A 16,189-nucleotide genomic window follows, 5' to 3' on the forward strand; every position below is an offset into this window, starting at 1 on the left:
ATGGCAAGCCATCGCGAAGACTGGGCCATCGCGGCTCCAGGCCTGCTCCTCCTCCTGCTCGCCTTCCTGGTCCCCGTCGGCAGCATCCTGGCGCTCGGGGTCAGGACTGAGGGCGGGGAGTTCACTCCCGCCTATGTGATCCGGTTTCTGACGGAGCCGTACTACCTCGGCATATCCTGGCGGACCATCAAGCTTTCGGTCGTCATTACGCTCGTCTGCGCGCTTGTCGGCTTCCCGTTCGCCTACATCATGGCCCGTGTCGGACCCCGGCTGCGGCTATGGCTCGTCATCCTGATCACCCTGCCCCTCATGACGAGCGTCGTCGTGCGGACCTTCGGCTGGATGGTGCTGCTCGGCCGGGGCGGGCTCGTGCCCGACATCATGCGCAGCCTCGGGCTCGTTCGCCGAAACTACACGCTCATGCACACCGAGGTGGCAATCGTGGTCGGGATGGTCCAGATCCTCTTCCCGTTCATGGTCCTGTCGATCCTCGGCGTGATTCTGCGCATGGATCCGCGCCTCGAAGAAGCCGCTCGGGTGATGGGCTGCACCTTTCTCCAATCGGTACGCCGGGTCGTCCTGCCGGTCGCGACGCCCGGGATCGTCGCCGGGTCGCTGCTCGTCTTCACGCTATCTGCCAGCTACTTCATCACGCCTTCGCTCCTCGGCGGGGCACGCCTTCCCGTCCTCGCCGGGTCCATCTACGAGACGGCGACCCGAACGCAGGACTGGCCCTTCGCTGCCGCGCAATCGCTGATCCTGTTCACGGCCGTGCTGCTGCTTCTGTTTCCGTATATCCGACTGACGAGGAAGGCCGGTGGTTGAGGCCGTCCCGACGGGGGTGCGAGCGGCAGCCGTCATCTTCATGCTGCTCGTTCTGGCGTTCGTTCTGGGGCCACTGGTCGTGGTCGCGGGCGTATCCTTCACGGCCGGCGACTACGTCACTTTCCCGCCGGAGGGTTTGAGCCTGCGCTGGTACCGTGCGGTCCTGTCGGCCGACGTCTACACCCATTCCGCCATTACTAGCCTCAGGCTGGCCGCGCTGGTGACTCTGGCCGCAACGGTGATCGGAACGGGCGTGGCGGTCGCCCTGCACCGGCGCCGGATACCCGGCACCGGCTTCCTGTCGGCGCTCGTGCTGTCGCCTCTCGTGCTTCCCACGATCGTCTTCGCGCTCGGGCTCTTGATGCTGTGGAGCTCCGTCGTCGGCCGAACCTCCTTCTACTCGCTCTGGCTCGGGCACACCGTCATCGCGGTTCCCTACGTGATCCGGACAACTCTCGCGGTGCTCGCAACCTCCGACCCCTTCCTCGAGGAGGCCGCCCGAACGATGGGCGCCGGGCCCTGGCGCACCCTCTTCCACGTCACCCTGCCGCAATGTCTGCCCGGCATCGCGGCCGGCGGCTTCTTCGCCTTCAACATCTCCTTCGACGAGGCGATCCTCTCACTTTTCCTGAGATCGCCCGACATCATGACATTGCCGATTCAGATCTACACGCAACTCGAGTTCAGCCCGGATCCATCCATCGCGGCGGCATCCGCCCTCATGATCGCCCTCACGATCTTTCTGATCGTCGCCATCGACCGGCTCCTCGGCATCCAGCGCGTGGCGGCATGACGATGGCGGCTGTCGAGCTCAACTGCGTCACCAAGTCCTTCGGTGACGTTCAGGTCATCAAAGGGGTGTCGCTCGCCATACGCAAGGGCGAGTTCGTCAGCCTCCTCGGGCCTAGCGGCTGCGGCAAGACCACGTTGCTCCGCATGATCGCGGGCCTCGAGAAGGTGACGACGGGATCGATCATCATCGGGGGAACGAACTCCACTCGCCTTCCCCCCGAGCGTCGGGACATCGCGATGGTGTTCCAGTCCTACGCGCTGCTGCCGCACCTGACTGTCCGCGAGAACGTGATGTTCCCGCTCCGGATGCGTCGCCTCGGGCGGAAGGACGAGCAGCAGCGCCGCGTCGACGAGGTCCTCGAGATGGTGCAGCTCGGGCATCTCGCAAACCGGAGGCCCCGGGAGTTGTCGGGGGGGCAGCAACAACGCGTGGCCGTGGCCAGGGCTGTCGTCTCACGCCCGCAAGTGCTTCTGCTCGACGAGCCATTGTCGAACCTCGATGCGCGGCTCCGGGAGAGCATGCAGGAGGAGCTGATCCAGCTGCATCGGCAGACGGGACTCACAACCGTGTTCGTGACACACGACCAGGAGGAAGCGCTGAGCCTCTCGGATCGTGTGGTCCTCCTCAACGAGGGCCGCATCGAGCAGGAAGGTGCGCCGACCGACCTTTACAGCGCCCCGGCGACGCCGTTTTCGGCCTCGTTCATGGGCTCGAGCAATCTTCTCGACGTGCAGATCGAGGCGGCGAAAGGCGCTCCGTGCGCGACTCTCGCCCCGGGTTCCGCCCTGCCGCTCGAACCAGGATGCGCGGCCGCCGGGCCGGCGACGATCACGTTCAGGCAGGAGGATGTTCAGCTTCTGCCGGCCGATGCGGAGGAGGGAATCCTCGCCACGGTCGAAACCCGCCTCTTTCTCGGATCGCGGATCCGCTATGTGATCACGGCCGGCGCGCATCGGTTCAGATGCCTCGCCTCACCCGGCCATTCATTTGCCGCCGGCCAAGCCATCCGAGTGCGGATCCCCCCTGGCCGCATCCGGGTGATCGGGCGGACGTTGGCGTGAGCCGCTTGAGAGGAAGAGGACTGACATGATCGGACGAATTTGGCGCGGCTGGGCCAAGCGCGAGATGGCGGATGAATACGAGCGGCTCCTGACGAGCGAAACGCTCCCCGCGCTCCACCGAGTGCCCGGCTACAAAGGCTCTCATTTCATGCGCCGCGACCTCGACGGGGAGGTCGAGATCGTGGAGATCACGTATTGGGAGTCGATGGCCGCCATCGAGGCCTTTGCCGGGGCGGACAGCACCAAGGCCGTGGTGCCGCCGGAAACCCAGGTGTTCTTGACGCGGTGGGACGATCGCTCTGTCCACTACGAAGCCACATGGTGTCCCTGATCGCCCTCCTTAATGCGACGTTGGCCCTCGGGCGATTGGGGCGTAGACTGCGCCCCGGAAGCTTACGTGGCTAGGGCCTAGATGCTGTCCCGTATGACGAGTTCGTAGCCGACGTCGATGATCCGCTCTGAGGGGCGGCCCGTTTCCACGCTGGCAAGGATGAGGGTCGCAGCGCGCGATCCCATCGCGTGGCCCGGTGTCCTCACGGTCGTGAGGCCGGGCGTTAGCTCTGCGGCGATGTCGTAGTCGCCGTAGCCGGCGACGGCGAGCCGGTCTGGGACCGGCCAACCGCGCCGGGCGCAATCGAAGATCGCGCCCGCGGCAAGGACGTCGGTCACACAGAACAGGCCGTCTAGCTTCGGCTCCGACGACAGGAGAGCCTCGAGCGCGAGCCGCCCCGTCGCGAACCCGAGCGCCTCCGGGCCGAAATAAAGAAGGTCGTCCCGCAACCCGGCTTGCCGGAGCGCGGCCTCGAACCCCTTCTGACGTTCGGCGAAGCGGGGGTTTCCGGGTGGGTTGTATCCTGCGAAGCCGATGCGTCGGTACCCCTTCTGGACCATCATCTGGACCATCTCGAAAGCGGCGTCGAACAGGGAGAAGCCGACCCCCATGTCGATGAACGGGCCGTTGAGGCTCCAGGTCTCGACGACCGGAACGTCGGCACGCCGAAGAAGAGCGGCGACCTCGGGGCTGTGCTCGATGCCGGTCAGCACGATCCCGTCTAATCGCCGCCCGAGGAAGGCCTGCACGGCCCGAAGCTCACGCTCCGGATCATCCGCCACGGCCAGCATCAGCTCGCAGCCGTGCTGGCCCAGCGTCTCCTCCAGCCCCTGGATCATCCCGGCGAAATTAGAGTTGCGGAGCGAAGGGACGATTGCGCCGACGATCCTGCTCCTCCCGGATGCGAGCGTCCCGGCCAGCAGGTTCGGCAGGTAGCCGAGCTTAGCGGCCGCCTCGAAGACGCGCTGACGTGTCTCCGGGCTGACCTTGGCCGGCTGCTTGTAGGTGTTCGATACGCTCATCGGCGAGACCCCAGCGAGCTGGGCCACGTCGGACATGGTAACGCCCCGCTTGGAGGAGGCGGCAGCGCGTTTGGCCAGCCTGGTCATTGATCCCTTGGGGTCCTCCGCAACGCCTCCGGTTCGTGCTCCCTACGCCCGGACCGATCCCACGAACCGCTGGACGACCAGGATAAGCGCTGAGATCAGGAGCACCTGGGCAGCCGACGCGGCCGCGATCGTCGGGTCGCTGGAATATTGCATCTGGGCTAGGATCTGCACGGGCAAGGTCGTGGTGTCGGCCGCCGAAAGAAACAAGGCCAGATTCACATCGCTGAACGAAATGATGAACGCAAAGATCGCTCCCGAGAGGATGCTCGACCTCAGGAGCGGCAGCGATACTAGCAGGAAGGCCCGGACCGGCCTGGCGCCGAGGCTCTGGGCAGCTTCCTCCAGACGTGGGTCGAGGAGGTGCAGGGCCGACATGACGACGCGGATGACGTAGGGGGTCGCGATCACCGCATGCGCAAGCCCGAGGCTGAGGAGAGTGGGCGAGGTTTCCAGGCGCGCATACATCAGGAACAGCCCGACGCCGAGAAGCACCTGCGGGAAGATGACCGGAAGGAGAAACAGCCCTTGGACGGCTCCGCGGCCGACAAAGCCGGTGCGTGCGATACCGATGGCCGCAGCCGTCCCGAGCACCGCCGAAGCGGCGGCGGTCGCGAGCGCGAGCGGCAGGCTGACCCGGAAGAGCGACGTCATGAACGGCTGGTTATCAATGAGAGCCGCGAACCACCGGCCGCTGATGCCCGTGGGCGGGAACTGATAGGTGGCCGAGGGGCCTATCGCGATGCCAATCACGACGGCGACCGGCAGCAGCAGGAGCGCAAGGACCAGGACGGCGGGGGCCGCGGTCCAGCGTCGCTCATGTCTCCTGCCTCCGGTCTGCGAGGAGCATTATCGCGACGACGACGCCTAAGGCGGCCACGACAAGAACGGATGTCGCGGCGGCTTGGGGCCAGGCAAACGCCACGAGGACGTCATCGTAGATCTGCTGCGCGACCATTCGGACCGAACGGCCTCCGAGCGTCGCCGGGACGACATAGGCGCTGGAAGAAATGCCCAGGCAGAGGAGCACGCCCGAGCGAATCATAGGCACGATGATTCGGGCAAAGATCATCCGTGGCGGCGCGCCAAGATTGGCTGCCGCCTCTTCCATCGAGACCGGGATCCGCTCGATAGCGGCGACGAGGGTCACGACCATGAACGGCAGCGAAAAATCGACGAGCCCGAAGAGCACGGACGCTTCCGTGCCGAGCAGGCCCGCGCGGCCGAAACCAAATCCATCGAGAAGGGTCGCCACAGGACCGCCTCGGCCGAGGAGAACGAACCACGCAAAGACCTTGACCACGACGCTCGTCATCAGGGGCACCATGACGAGGCAGAGGAGAGCGCCCTTCAGCTGCTCGCTCGCGCAGGCGATGAAATAGGCGAGCGAGTAGGCGAGAAAGGTCCCTATCGCGGTCGCCGCCACGGCGAGCTTCAGCGTCTCGACGATGATGCGAAGGTAGTAGGGATCGCGAATGCGTGCGTAATTCGCCGCTGTAAAGGTCCCGCCGCCGATCGAGCCGGCCGCCGGCTCCTGAAAGCTGAGCTGCACCAGCCCTGCCGCGGGGGCGAGCAGAAAGGCGAAGAGCAAGAGCCCGTAGGGCGCGATCAGTAGGAATCGTACAGGGCGAGCGGCGCATCACTGCTCCGCAACAAGAACGGCCGCGGCCGGATCGAAAGCCAGCGCGACGGCTCGAACAGAGCGAAGGCGCCAAGTTCTGGCTCCGCGTCATGAACGAGCTCAGGAACCGCGGCGTCGAGGATATCCTGCTCGCCGTCGTCGACGGTCTGAAGGGCTTCCCGGATGCGATCACGGCCGTGTTCCCCGAGACGGCGGTGCAGACCTGCATCGTCCATCTCCTGCGCCACAGCCTGGACTTCGTCTCCTACAAGGACAGGAAGCCCGTCGCGGCCGCCTTGAAGGGCATCTACCGGGCGCTCGACGCCGAAGCCGGCCGGGCCGCGCTCGCAGCATTCGAGGAGGGCCTCTGGGGCCGGCGCTACCCGGCCATTGGGCAGAGCTGGCGGCGCGCCTGGAACGAGGTCGTGCCGTTCTATGCCTTCCACGCGGACGTGCGCCGCATCCTCTACACCACAAACGCAATCGAGGCCCTGAACGCCAAGCTGCGCCGCGCCGTCCGGGCCAGGGGCCACTTCCCAACCGACGACGCAGCCATGAAGCTGCTCTTCCTGGTCTTGAAGCGAGCCGAGAAGGACTGGAAGATGCCGCCCCGTGAATGGTGCATGGCCAAGGCGCAGTTTGCCATGCTCTTCGGCCAGCGCTTCACAAGGGCTATGGCGGCCTGATGTTCAACGCGCCGTTCGCACACGAAAATCCTGACAGTCCCCAGGCCCACCATCACCGGCACCTCGCGCGAGGCCAGGGTGACCGAGACCAGCGACTGGCAGTTGGAAGTCTTGCCGAGCGCCGAGGCGTATTGTGGTGCGACCCCGACCGAGTGTTGTCCCTTCTTGGGAAGCGCCGTATCGTCGATGACCAGAAAGCCTCTCTCGTTGCCGACCAGGCGATCTGCCTCCTGCAACAGGGCAACTTCGAGCGGAGCGCTGTCCCAAACCCCTGCGGCGACGAAATGATGAAGCCGGTCATAGCCGACCGCGTCGGCACGTGCCGCCATGGGTTGCACGCTCTTGCGGTCTCCTGGACCGATCAGGCCCGCAATGTAGACCGGACACATCCGGCGACGCGCCGGGTGCGAAAGGCCGGCCAGAAACGGCTTAAGCCATCGTTCGAGCTCCTCCCTCCAATCCTGCTCCACCGCCATGGCCGGCTCTCAAACACTGACCTCTCATGAATCACGCAAACCGCCCTACGGGAATCCCTCAAAAGCGCCTCGCCACAGCATTCTGCCAAAGTAGTGCTAGTGGATGTGCAGGCCTCCATTCACGTCGACCGTAGCGCCGGCCATGAAGGTGGAGAGGTCCGATAACAGGAACAACACGACGCCCGGCACCTCCCAACGGCTTCCCGAGCGGCCCATCGGCACCAGTTTCTCGAAGCCCTGGCGGATCTCGGGAGTCTGGTTCGGGTTACCCTCGACATCGGTGTTGATGAGCGCCGGCGAGATCGTGTTCACCCGGATGCCCATGGGGGCGAGCTCACGCCCGTAGGCCTTCCCGATCGCGTTCACGGCGGCCTTTGAAGCCGAATAGGCCGAGGTGCCATAGAGGCCGCCGCCGCGCTGCCCGGCAACGGACGACATGCAGACGACCGCAGGCCTCGTGCCGCTTTTTAGGTGCGGCACGGCCGCCTGAATGACGAGGAAGGTGCTGCGGGCGTTGATGTCGAACAGCATGTCGACCTGATCGGCTGTGATCTCGTCAAACGCGCCGCCGACCGTGACCCCGACCATCGGCACGAGGCCGTCGAGGCCGCCGAGGTGGTCGACGGCATCCTCGACCACCTGCCGGCACGAGGCCGGGTCTCGGGCGTCGAACCTCACGGCCGCGGCCGCGCCGACATCCGCCACCGCCCGGAGGGCCGCCTCGTAGTCGATATCGGCGATCACCACCTTCGCGCCGTGCTCGACGAGGAGCGCCGCCGTCGCCTTGCCAAGGCCGCGGGGCGACGCGGCGCCCGTGAGGAGGACGCGCTTGCCCTCCAGCAGCTTCCCGGTGAGACGGAGCCCGCAGGTTTCAAGTTCGGCATACATATCGAATGATCGTCGGTTTGGTTGATCGCTGCCGCGATGCGCGGTTCAGACGGGCCCGCGGGTCCATTCGCGGCCGCTGTCGCCGAAGCCTTCCACCTGCCCGGCATGCGTGATGGCGACGGTGTCCTCCACCTTGATGAAGCCACGGCGCGGATGCTTGATCGCCGTCTCGATCGAGATGACCATGCCGGCCCGGAGGGAGCGCCCGGCATCGTCCGGCGGATAGGAAAAGTTCGAGGCGAGGCGCGGCGCCTCGTGTGAGACCAGCCCCATCCCGTGCGCGATGAAGTCGACCTCGTCGCGATGGGGGCTCCGGGCGATCCGCGCCTCGGCAGCGACATAGATCTCGCGGCCCGGCGCCCCGTCGGCGACCGCCCCGCGGGCGGCGGCCTGGATGTCGAGCACCTCGCCGAGGAGATTCTGCAGCTCCTCATCCGGGTCACCCAGCACCGCCATCCGGCAGAGGTCGCCGATATAGCCGCCGTAATTGCCTCCCGAGTCGAGCGAATAGATGTCGCCCTCCTTCAGAACGTAGTCGGAGGGGGAGCGGTTGAGGCTCGTCCCCGCCGAGGTGAGGCAATATTCGAAGGCGAGGCCGCGCTTCGTCTCCTCGGCGATGAGCGAGCGGACGAGATCGTTCTTGGTGTTGCCGGGCCCGTGGGTGCGCATGACGGCGAGCATTGACGAGACGACGGATTCCGAGGCCGTCTTCACGAGCGCGAGCTCCTCCTCGCTCTTGATTGCGCGCAGCAGTTCGAGGACCCGCTGCCCGTCGACCAGGGAATAGCCAAGGAGCTGGGACTTCAGCGCATCCGTCGCGTCCGCCGGGATGAAGGCGGGCTCGATCCCGATCGCAGCGCCCTTGGGCGCACGCGCCCGGATGTAGCCGATCGCGGCCTCGATCGCTTCCAGCGAGCTCCAGGTTCGCGCATGGACCTCGGGCGTCCAGAACTTCCCGAGCTCTTTCTCGAAACCCTCCATGGCGTTGCCGACATAGATGGCCTGATCCGGCCGCCCGCGGAAATAAACAACAATCGGTAAGTATCGGCTGATTCCGATCGAGTCGAAGCCCGAGAAGAAAAAGAACGAGTAGCCGCCCAGCAGGTATCGCGTGTTGTGCCGCGAGGTCGCGAGGATAACGTCGATTCCCGCCTCGGCCATCAGCTCGTCGAGGCGGTCCTGGGCGAAGGGCGGTTTGCCTGGGATTGCAGGCGTTTCCATCAGCATCGACGCATTGCTCCGTGGGGACGTCGTGGGTCCCGCTTGAGGTCCGGTTGGGGCGCTTTCCCGGGTTTTCGGTGTCGGTACAGGCGGGGAACGGACCGCGCGGACGAGCGGTGCGCCAGCGCTTCGGTGCGGTTTTGCCTTCGGCAGAAGCTCTTGGGCACGGGCGTCTGTGTTCGATCGACTACCTCGATCGTAGCCTGTCGCCGGATGGCGTACAGGGGTCGTACATGTCAAATTATTCTGTAATCTCAGAGACTTAGCTTCCTGCCGCCCGCTCAATCCCCAAATTGGTTGCGGCCGGGCTCAGTGGTCGGGCGCGGCGCTCAGCAGTGGACCGATATTGGTGCAGATCGTCTTGATGTGCCGGCGCATCGCCTCTTCCGAGCGCTGGCTGTCTTTTCGGCGGATATGGCCGAGGATGACGCGGTGCTCCTTCGAGTACTGCTCCACCGCCGGCGGGTTGAACCGGCGTGCATTGCAGATGTTCCACCGCGAGCTCTGCTTTGTCTTCTGGAGTCGATCCATCCATCCGATCAGGAGAATGTTGCCGCTTGCTTCGGCAAGCGCGCGATGGAACAGGTCGTCCCACTTCTCGTATTCGGGCCAGCATTCGGCGACGCTGGCCTTCTCGCAATAGGTCTCCATCGCTTCGTACTCGCGTGCGGTGGTCCGATAGGCCGCGAGCCGCGCCATCACCGGCTCGAATGCCTCGCGTGCCTCGAGGAGCTCGTGCAGCGAGCTCCTGCGAGCGATCTCCTCGGGCGTCGAAGCGACCGCGTCCGGCGTCGCCCCGACGAAGGTCCCCTTCCCGACATGCCGCCAGATCAGGCCGCGGTCTTCCAGGATCTGCAGCGCGCCGCGAAGCACTTGGCGCGAAACGCCGAGCTCCTCGCTCAGCCTCCGCTCCGGCGGTAGGCGGCGATGCAGCAGGAATCTGCCGTCGGAGATGAGCGTCTCGACCCGGGCCGCGACTTCGTCCGCCTCGGAGAGAGCGTGCTTCGGGTTGCCCATGTCGCGACCTCTGACCGTTTGGCCAGCGCACTCGCAAAACCCAAGCCGGCCTCACTGCTTTGGAACACCAGACTGCTCCTGCAGTTCGCCGTGCCTGCGCTCCGTGCGGGCGAACTCCCAGGCCCTCCTCGGACGATTGAAGCCGAATTCGCAAGCATTGTCAGCCGCGAACCAAAAGCGACAACCGTTGCCGGGAGCAGTCAAAGCGGGAATGACGGCCTGATCCGGCGAAGGGCCGCCAGTTGCAGAACCACTGACCGTCCGCTCTTGGGTCGGCGCCTCATATTCGGTTGCGGCGCTGGTCAGAACCAAGGCCATCGCGCTGTCCTCAAGCAGGACCAGGCGGCGTTCGAGGGCGGCACTTCCAGCGAGGCGCTACGGCTCGTATCGACGCCCTCGCATCTTCTCGCCGATCAGGCAGTCGGACCGCTCCCGCTGCTCAGCCGCTTGTATCGTTGCCTCAGGCTCGGGCGCCGCAGCGATCTCGCGGACGAGCTTCGTCCTGATCGCGTCGGCGAAGTGGCGCGCCTCGCGGACCGGAACGATGAACGCACCCGGACCGCCGGTCACGCAATCCTCGTAGTAGAGGTCGAGGCTCTCGATCTCGCCGAACCCGGTTGGCCGCTTCACCATGAAGGGCAGACCGTTGATGGTGACGCCCTGTGCGACCGCTTCATCGCGGGCTGCCGTGATGGTGCGGCCCGTGTTGTTCGGGCCGTCGCCCGAAATGTCGATCACGCGGCGCAGAGGATCGAGGCCGCTCTCTCGATGGAGCCTAAGCCCCATTTCGATCGCTCCTGAGATCGAAGTCGAGTAGATGCGGCCGATAGGTGCCATTGCGAGCCGGTCGGCGAACGCAGAAGCGGTCGCGGCACCGTCGACGAGCGTCCAAGGCACCACCACGGTCTGCTGGGCCGGACCGGACCACTCCATGTAGACAACACCGATCCGGCCGACATTTCCCTTGCGGACCGCGTCGTGGACGATTGCGGACCGGAATGCCTCGACGAATCCGTCCCGCTGGAGGCGCTGCTCGTCATCGTCCATCGAGCGAGAGACATCGACGGCAAGCACGAGCGCCACATCGACCTCAGTCTCGGACCAGCCACTCGCGGCCGACGCAGAGAGCGCGCTCGCGCCGACGAACATCGTGAATAGCACCCGAGCGAGCTTCAGCATCGATATCCCGCTTGTGAAAGGCCGAGCGTAGTCAGCTCCGATCAACGCGTCACCTCATATCGCGCTGCTCGATCTCATCCTTGCCCCGTGCGATTGGTTCGCACGGCAGGCTGTTAGTCCGAGTAGGCGGGGACGGTCCTTGGAGCTGAGAGAACTGGAGGCGTTCTTCTGGGTGGCGACGCTCCGCAGTTTCTCGCGGGCGGCGGACCGTCTGCACACCTCCCAGCCGACCATCTCCGCGCGCGTCGCGGCACTCGAGGCGCATCTCGCCGTGACGCTGCTCGAGCGCGGCGGGCGGCGCGTCCGGCTTACCCCACTCGGCACCGAGATGCTGGGCTTCGCCGAGCGCATCCTCGGGCTCCGGGCACAGGCAGAGCATGCGGTCAGCGGGGCAGCCGGGCTGCGGGGCCATGTGAGGCTCGGGACGGCAGAGACCGTCGTTCATACCTGGCTGCCGCGATTTATCAGAGAGCTCGAAACGCGCCACCCGCGCCTCAGCGTCGAGCTGACGGTCGACACCACTCCGAACCTGCGCGAGGAGCTCGTGCGCGGCGAACTCGACCTCGCGATCCTGCTCGGCCCGATCTCCGAGCCGACCATGCACAGCAGGCCGATCTCGACCTACCCGCTCTCCCTTGTTGCAGCCCCTTCGCTCGGGCTCGCCGGCCGGGAACTCACGCTGGCGGATCTCGGGGCATACCCGTTCATCACCTATTCGCACCGGACGCGGCCGACGATCGCGCTCCGTGAGTTGTTCCGCAACTCGGGCCTGCCGCAGCCCAGGCTGATTGCGTCGGCCTCCCTTGCGGCCAACATTCGGCTTGCCGTGGACGGCGTCGGCCCTGCCACTCTGCCCGAGATCCTGGTCGCTCGCGAGATCGCGGATGGTCGCCTGCATCCCCTGACGGTCGACTTCGAGCTCGAGCCGCTTCGCTTCACAGTCACCTATCCGCGCGCGCCCAGCGATCCTTTGATCGCCGCCGCCGCCGAGTTGGCCAGACAGGTTGCTTCTGCTTATCAGGAATCCTGATCGAGACTCTGCGGCTCCAGCCTCTTGATCGCCGACGAAGCGCGGCCGTTAATCGTTGCGACGGGGACGTGACGATGAATGCAGGCGCCGCCTTCGCCCTGAGCAGACCTCTCGACGGCCCCGCCGAGGTTCGCCACGCGGCGCGTGCCGGGCGCCTCCGCGGCCAGACCTCCGGGCTCGCCCCGGGCTTCGTCCAAGCGAACCTTGCGATCCTGCCGAGCGATGTCGCGGCGGACTTTCTCCGCTTCTGCCAGCGTAACCCGAAACCCTGCCCCCTGATCGGGATGTCGGAGCCGGGCGATCCGATGCTTCCCGACCTCGGGGCCGATCTCGACATCCGCACGGACGTGCCCCGTTATCGCGTATGGCGCGATGGCGAACTCGCTGAGGAGGTCGACGACATCCGGGACCTCTGGCGCGACGACCTCACGGCGTTCCTCATCGGCTGCTCCTTTTCCTTCGAGGAGGCGCTGCTCGCCGACGATGTCCCCGTCCGTCACATCGCCGAAGGCCGCAACGTCCCGATGTACCGGACGACCATCCCGACCGCGCCGGCGGGGCCGTTCCATGGCCCGCTCGTAGTCTCCATGCGGCCGCTCAAGGCGGCTGACGCGATCCGGGCGGTCCAGATCACGTCGCGCCTGCCCGCCGTACACGGGGCGCCCGTCCATCTCGGCGATCCGTCTCTGATCGGCATTCGGGACATCACGGCACCCGATTACGGCGAGGCGGTGCGCGTCGAGCCCGACGAGCTGCCGGTGTTCTGGGCCTGCGGAGTCACGCCGCAATCGGTGATCGCGGCCGCGAAGCCGCCCTTCGCCATCACGCATGCGCCGGGCTGCATGCTTGTCACCGACCTCAAGAATACCCGGCTGTCGATCCTGTAGCCGCAAGCCTCAACCAGCGCGAAGGAGTCCCCGAGATGAAGCGAGCGACATCCATTCTGGCGGCGGGCTTCGCCGCCGCCTTCCTGAGCGGCGGGATGGCATCCGCGCAGGACCTGCCGAAGACCAGCCTCAAGGTCGTGGGCGCCTGGGGAAACCTGTCCCAGTACAAGAACTTCGAGCAGCCTTTCTGGTCCAAGGAGATCACGGCGAAATCGAACGGCGCGATCACGGCCGAGATCACGCCCTTCAACGAAATGGGCCTCAAGGGAGCCGAGATCTTCCGCCTGATGCGGCTCGGCGTGATCGATTTCGGCTCGACGGTGCTCGGCTACGTCGCCGGAGACGACGCCCGCAACGAGGCCGTCGACCTTGCCGGACTCTCGCCCGACATCGAGACGGCCCGGAAGGTCTCCGACGTCTACAAGCCCGTCTACGACAAGTTCTATCGCGAGAAGTTCGGCATCAAGGTGCTGGGCATCTGGCCGTATCCGGCGCAGGTCCTGTACTGCAACGGCGAGATCAAGAGCCTCGCGGACATCAAGGGCAAGAAGGTCCGGACGGGCAACCGCACCCTTGCCGAGTTCGTCGAGGCGCTTGGCGGGACGGGCGTGACGCTCGCCTTCAACGAGGTCGTCCCCGCCCTCCAGAACAAGGTCGTCGACTGTGCCATCACGGGCACCCTGTCCGGCAACTCGGCCAAGTGGACGGAGGTTTCGACCCACATCCACGCCCTCCCGGTCGGCTGGAGCCACGTGATGTTCGCCGTCAACGCCAGGCGCTGGGACAGCCTCGACCCAAAGGTGCGGGACCTGCTGCAGAAGGAGATCGCCGGCCTCGAGGACCGCATCTGGAAGGCAACGGATGTCGAGACGCAGCAGGGCTTCGACTGCAACACCGGCAAGGACAGCTGCACCATGGGGACCAAGGCCAGGATGACGCTCGTCCCGGTGAGCGATGCCGACAAGACGCTGCTGACGAAGGTTCTCAACGAGACCGTGGTGCCGAAATGGGCGGCCCGCTGCCCTGGTGACTGCGTGCCGGCCTGGAACGAGAGCGTCGGGAAGATCCTGAACATCCAGGCGAAGGCGAACTGAGCCGCAACCGCCCGGCCGGCCCGTCCGGGCCGGCCGGCTTCGCCGGAAAGGTCAGATCGTGACCAGCTTTCTTCATCAATGGATCGGCCTCGCCGACCGGATCGCGACCTGGGCGGTGCGTATCGCGGGCGCCATGATGCTCGCCGCCGCCATCCTCGTGTCCTTCGACGTGCTCCTGCGGAAGTTCGCCTCCGTGACGGTCGGCGGCGCGGACGAGCTGTCCGGCTACGCCTTCGCGGTGGGTACGAGCTGGGCGCTCGCCTTCACGCTGCTCCGGCGCGCCAATGTCCGGGTGGACGCACTCTATGCGAGGCTCCCGGAGCGCCTCGCGGCAGCGCTCGACCTTCTGGCGCTCCTCTCGCTTCTCGTCTTTGTCGGCTATCTCACCTGGCGGGCCTCGCTCGTCCTGCAGGATTCGCTCCTGTTCTCGGCGCGGGCCACGACGCCGCTCGCCACCCCGCTCTGGATTCCTCAGACCCTGTGGCTCGCCGGGTTCGGCTTGTTCCTCTTCACGATCTTGCCGCTCATCGCGGCGGTAGCGTTCGCGCTCGCCCGCGGCGACCGGGCGACGGTGCGCCGCCTCGCCGGCGCCCGCACGCTGGAGGAGGAAGCCGCGGAAGAGAAGAGCCATACGGCCGGCCTGCAGCCGGCCGGCCTGCAGACCCTGGGCGGGGAGCGCTGAGCCGTGCTGGGCACCACCCTTCTGATCCTCATCGTCCTGCTGGCGCTCGCGATCCCGGTCGCGGCGGCGCTCGGCGTCCTGGGTCTGATCCTCGAGCGGCTCTATTCGACGATGCCGCTCAGCCTCGCCATGGGCGAGGTCGCCTGGTCGGCGGGCCGGGACTTCCTGCTCGTCTCCATCCCCATGTTCATCCTGCTCGGCGAGATCCTGCTCAGGTCGGGCGTGGCCGAGCGGATGTACGCGGCGCTGGCCACATGGCTGTCCTGGCTGCCCGGCGGGCTGATGCACTCGAATGTCGGGGCCTGCGCGGTCTTCGCCGCCACCTCCGGCTCCTCCGTCGCGACCGCCGCGACGGTCGGCACCGTCGCCCTGCCGCTCGTGCGCACCCACGGCTACAACGAGCGGCTGTTCCTCGGCACCCTCGCGGCCGGCGGCACGCTGGGCATTCTCATCCCGCCCTCGATCAACATGATCATCTACGCGGTGCTGACGGATACCTCGATCCCGAAGCTGTACCTCGCCGGGATCATCCCCGGGCTGGGCCTCGCCGGGCTGTTCATGGTGATCGTGGCGATCGCCTGCATGATCCGTCCCGAATGGGGCGGCACGCGGATACGGGCGAGTTGGGGCGAACGCCTGGCGAGCCTGCCGCATCTCCTACCCCCGCTCTTCATCTTCCTGGTCGTCGTCGGCTCGATCTATGCCGGCCTCGCGACCCCGACGGAGGCCGCCTCGCTCGGCGTGGTCGCGGCGCTGGTGCTCGCGGCCTTCTATCGTCGGCTCAGCCTCGCGATGCTGGTCGAGGTCTTCGAGAACACGATGCGGACCACAGCGATGATCATGCTGATCATCGTGGCGGCCTATTTCCTCAACTTCGTGATCACGGGCATCGGGCTCACGAGTTTGATCACGGGCGCCGTCGCGTCCCTGGGCCTCTCCAAATGGGGCATGCTGGTCGCGATGGTCGTCTTCTACCTCGTGCTCGGCTGCTTCATGGAGACGCTCTCCATGATGATCACGACCATCCCGATCATCGCACCCGTGATGGTGGCGCTCGGCTTCGACCCGATCTGGCTCGGCATCATCATCGTCATTCTGATCGAGGCGGCGCTGATCACGCCGCCCGTGGGGCTGAACCTCTACGTCGTGCAGTCGCTTCGCTCCGGCGGGAGCCTGAACGACGTCATCGCGGGCTCGCTTCCCTTTGTGATTGCGATGATCGCGCTGATCGTGCTGCTCGCGATCTTCCCCGGCCTGGCGCTCTGGCTGCCATCCCTTGTTCGAGGCTGAGC

Annotated in this window: 17 protein-coding genes and 2 pseudogenes; 10 read left to right on the forward strand and 9 right to left on the reverse strand. The window is 66.2% G+C overall.

The features are described from left to right. Genes HJG44_RS16675 through HJG44_RS16690 form a run of 4 tightly spaced genes read left to right on the forward strand, consistent with a single transcriptional unit; the run spans position 1 to position 3,010 of the window. Positions 1-825 carry an ABC transporter permease gene (locus HJG44_RS16675; protein ID WP_171219450.1) on the forward strand — a complete coding sequence of 275 codons (825 nt, stop codon included), beginning with the start codon at positions 1-3 and terminating at the stop codon, positions 823-825. Continuing rightward, complete coding sequence (locus HJG44_RS16680) at positions 818-1,618, forward strand: ABC transporter permease subunit (RefSeq protein ID WP_171219451.1); 801 nt, start codon at positions 818-820, stop codon at positions 1,616-1,618. Before HJG44_RS16675 ends, HJG44_RS16680 begins: the two co-directional genes overlap by 8 nt. Then, the gene (locus tag HJG44_RS16685) at positions 1,615-2,679 is read left to right on the forward strand and encodes an ABC transporter ATP-binding protein (RefSeq protein ID WP_246736290.1); all 1,065 of its coding nucleotides are present in this window, start codon (positions 1,615-1,617) and stop codon (positions 2,677-2,679) included. Before HJG44_RS16680 ends, HJG44_RS16685 begins: the two co-directional genes overlap by 4 nt. 25 nt (positions 2,680-2,704) lie before the next feature. Beyond that, positions 2,705-3,010, forward strand: a complete 306-nt coding sequence (locus HJG44_RS16690; protein ID WP_171219453.1) for an antibiotic biosynthesis monooxygenase family protein — start codon at positions 2,705-2,707, stop codon at positions 3,008-3,010. A gap of 77 nt (positions 3,011-3,087) precedes the next feature. Here HJG44_RS16690 and HJG44_RS16695 read toward each other — a convergent pair whose 3' ends face one another. From HJG44_RS16695 to HJG44_RS16705, 3 genes are all read right to left on the reverse strand, one after another. Next, entirely contained in the window at positions 3,088-4,068 is a 981-nt protein-coding gene (locus HJG44_RS16695) for a LacI family DNA-binding transcriptional regulator (RefSeq protein WP_210261152.1), read from the reverse strand. 93 nt (positions 4,069-4,161) lie between these two features. Continuing rightward, entirely contained in the window at positions 4,162-4,869 is a 708-nt protein-coding gene (locus HJG44_RS16700; RefSeq protein ID WP_210261153.1) for an ABC transporter permease subunit, read from the reverse strand. A gap of 64 nt (positions 4,870-4,933) precedes the next feature. Beyond that, entirely contained in the window at positions 4,934-5,668 is a 735-nt protein-coding gene (locus HJG44_RS16705; RefSeq protein WP_171219456.1) for an ABC transporter permease, read from the reverse strand. Between the two features lie 140 nt (positions 5,669-5,808). Between HJG44_RS16705 and HJG44_RS16710 the strand changes: the two are divergent. After that, a pseudogene (locus tag HJG44_RS16710) lies at positions 5,809-6,423 on the forward strand (IS256 family transposase); the annotation flags it as partial. 14 nt (positions 6,424-6,437) lie between these two features. Here HJG44_RS16710 and HJG44_RS16715 read toward each other — a convergent pair. The 6 genes and pseudogenes from HJG44_RS16715 to HJG44_RS16740 all read right to left on the reverse strand — a co-directional run. Continuing rightward, positions 6,438-6,899, reverse strand: a pseudogene (locus HJG44_RS16715) (IS701 family transposase); the annotation flags it as partial. Positions 6,900-6,995: 96 nt separating this feature from the next. Next, entirely contained in the window at positions 6,996-7,787 is a 792-nt protein-coding gene (locus tag HJG44_RS16720; protein WP_171219457.1) for an SDR family NAD(P)-dependent oxidoreductase, read from the reverse strand. A gap of 45 nt (positions 7,788-7,832) precedes the next feature. Continuing rightward, positions 7,833-9,014: a M24 family metallopeptidase gene (locus HJG44_RS16725; protein ID WP_171219458.1), complete on the reverse strand. Its 1,182-nt coding sequence runs from the start codon at positions 9,012-9,014 to the stop codon at positions 7,833-7,835. Between the two features lie 303 nt (positions 9,015-9,317). Further along, the gene (locus HJG44_RS16730; RefSeq protein ID WP_171219459.1) at positions 9,318-10,025 is read right to left on the reverse strand and encodes a FadR/GntR family transcriptional regulator; all 708 of its coding nucleotides are present in this window, start codon (positions 10,023-10,025) and stop codon (positions 9,318-9,320) included. 51 nt (positions 10,026-10,076) lie between these two features. Beyond that, positions 10,077-10,343: a hypothetical protein gene (locus HJG44_RS16735; RefSeq protein ID WP_171219460.1), complete on the reverse strand. Its 267-nt coding sequence runs from the start codon at positions 10,341-10,343 to the stop codon at positions 10,077-10,079. Between the two features lie 57 nt (positions 10,344-10,400). Then, on the reverse strand, positions 10,401-11,204 hold the full coding sequence (locus HJG44_RS16740; protein ID WP_246736291.1) for a DUF1194 domain-containing protein: 804 nt from the start codon (positions 11,202-11,204) through the stop codon (positions 10,401-10,403). A gap of 139 nt (positions 11,205-11,343) precedes the next feature. Here HJG44_RS16740 and HJG44_RS16745 point away from each other — a divergent pair, with 139 nt between their 5' ends. The 5 genes from HJG44_RS16745 (at position 11,344) to HJG44_RS16765 (ending at position 16,187) form a co-directional block, all read left to right on the forward strand. After that, positions 11,344-12,234: a LysR family transcriptional regulator gene (locus tag HJG44_RS16745; protein ID WP_171219461.1), complete on the forward strand. Its 891-nt coding sequence runs from the start codon at positions 11,344-11,346 to the stop codon at positions 12,232-12,234. A gap of 74 nt (positions 12,235-12,308) precedes the next feature. Continuing rightward, positions 12,309-13,121: a putative hydro-lyase gene (locus tag HJG44_RS16750; RefSeq protein WP_171219462.1), complete on the forward strand. Its 813-nt coding sequence runs from the start codon at positions 12,309-12,311 to the stop codon at positions 13,119-13,121. 35 nt (positions 13,122-13,156) lie between these two features. After that, positions 13,157-14,215 carry a TRAP transporter substrate-binding protein gene (locus HJG44_RS16755; protein ID WP_171219463.1) on the forward strand — a complete coding sequence of 353 codons (1,059 nt, stop codon included), beginning with the start codon at positions 13,157-13,159 and terminating at the stop codon, positions 14,213-14,215. 58 nt (positions 14,216-14,273) lie between these two features. Then, positions 14,274-14,897, forward strand: a complete 624-nt coding sequence (locus HJG44_RS16760) for a TRAP transporter small permease subunit (RefSeq protein WP_171219464.1) — start codon at positions 14,274-14,276, stop codon at positions 14,895-14,897. Between the two features lie 3 nt (positions 14,898-14,900). Further along, a complete protein-coding gene (locus tag HJG44_RS16765; protein WP_171219465.1) occupies positions 14,901-16,187 on the forward strand; it encodes a TRAP transporter large permease subunit in 1,287 nt (428 codons plus the stop codon). Positions 16,188-16,189: the final 2 nt, after the last annotated feature.

Source organism: Enterovirga aerilata (assembly GCF_013044135.1).
In the GTDB taxonomy this organism is placed as follows: Bacteria; Pseudomonadota; Alphaproteobacteria; order Rhizobiales; family Beijerinckiaceae; genus Enterovirga; species Enterovirga aerilata.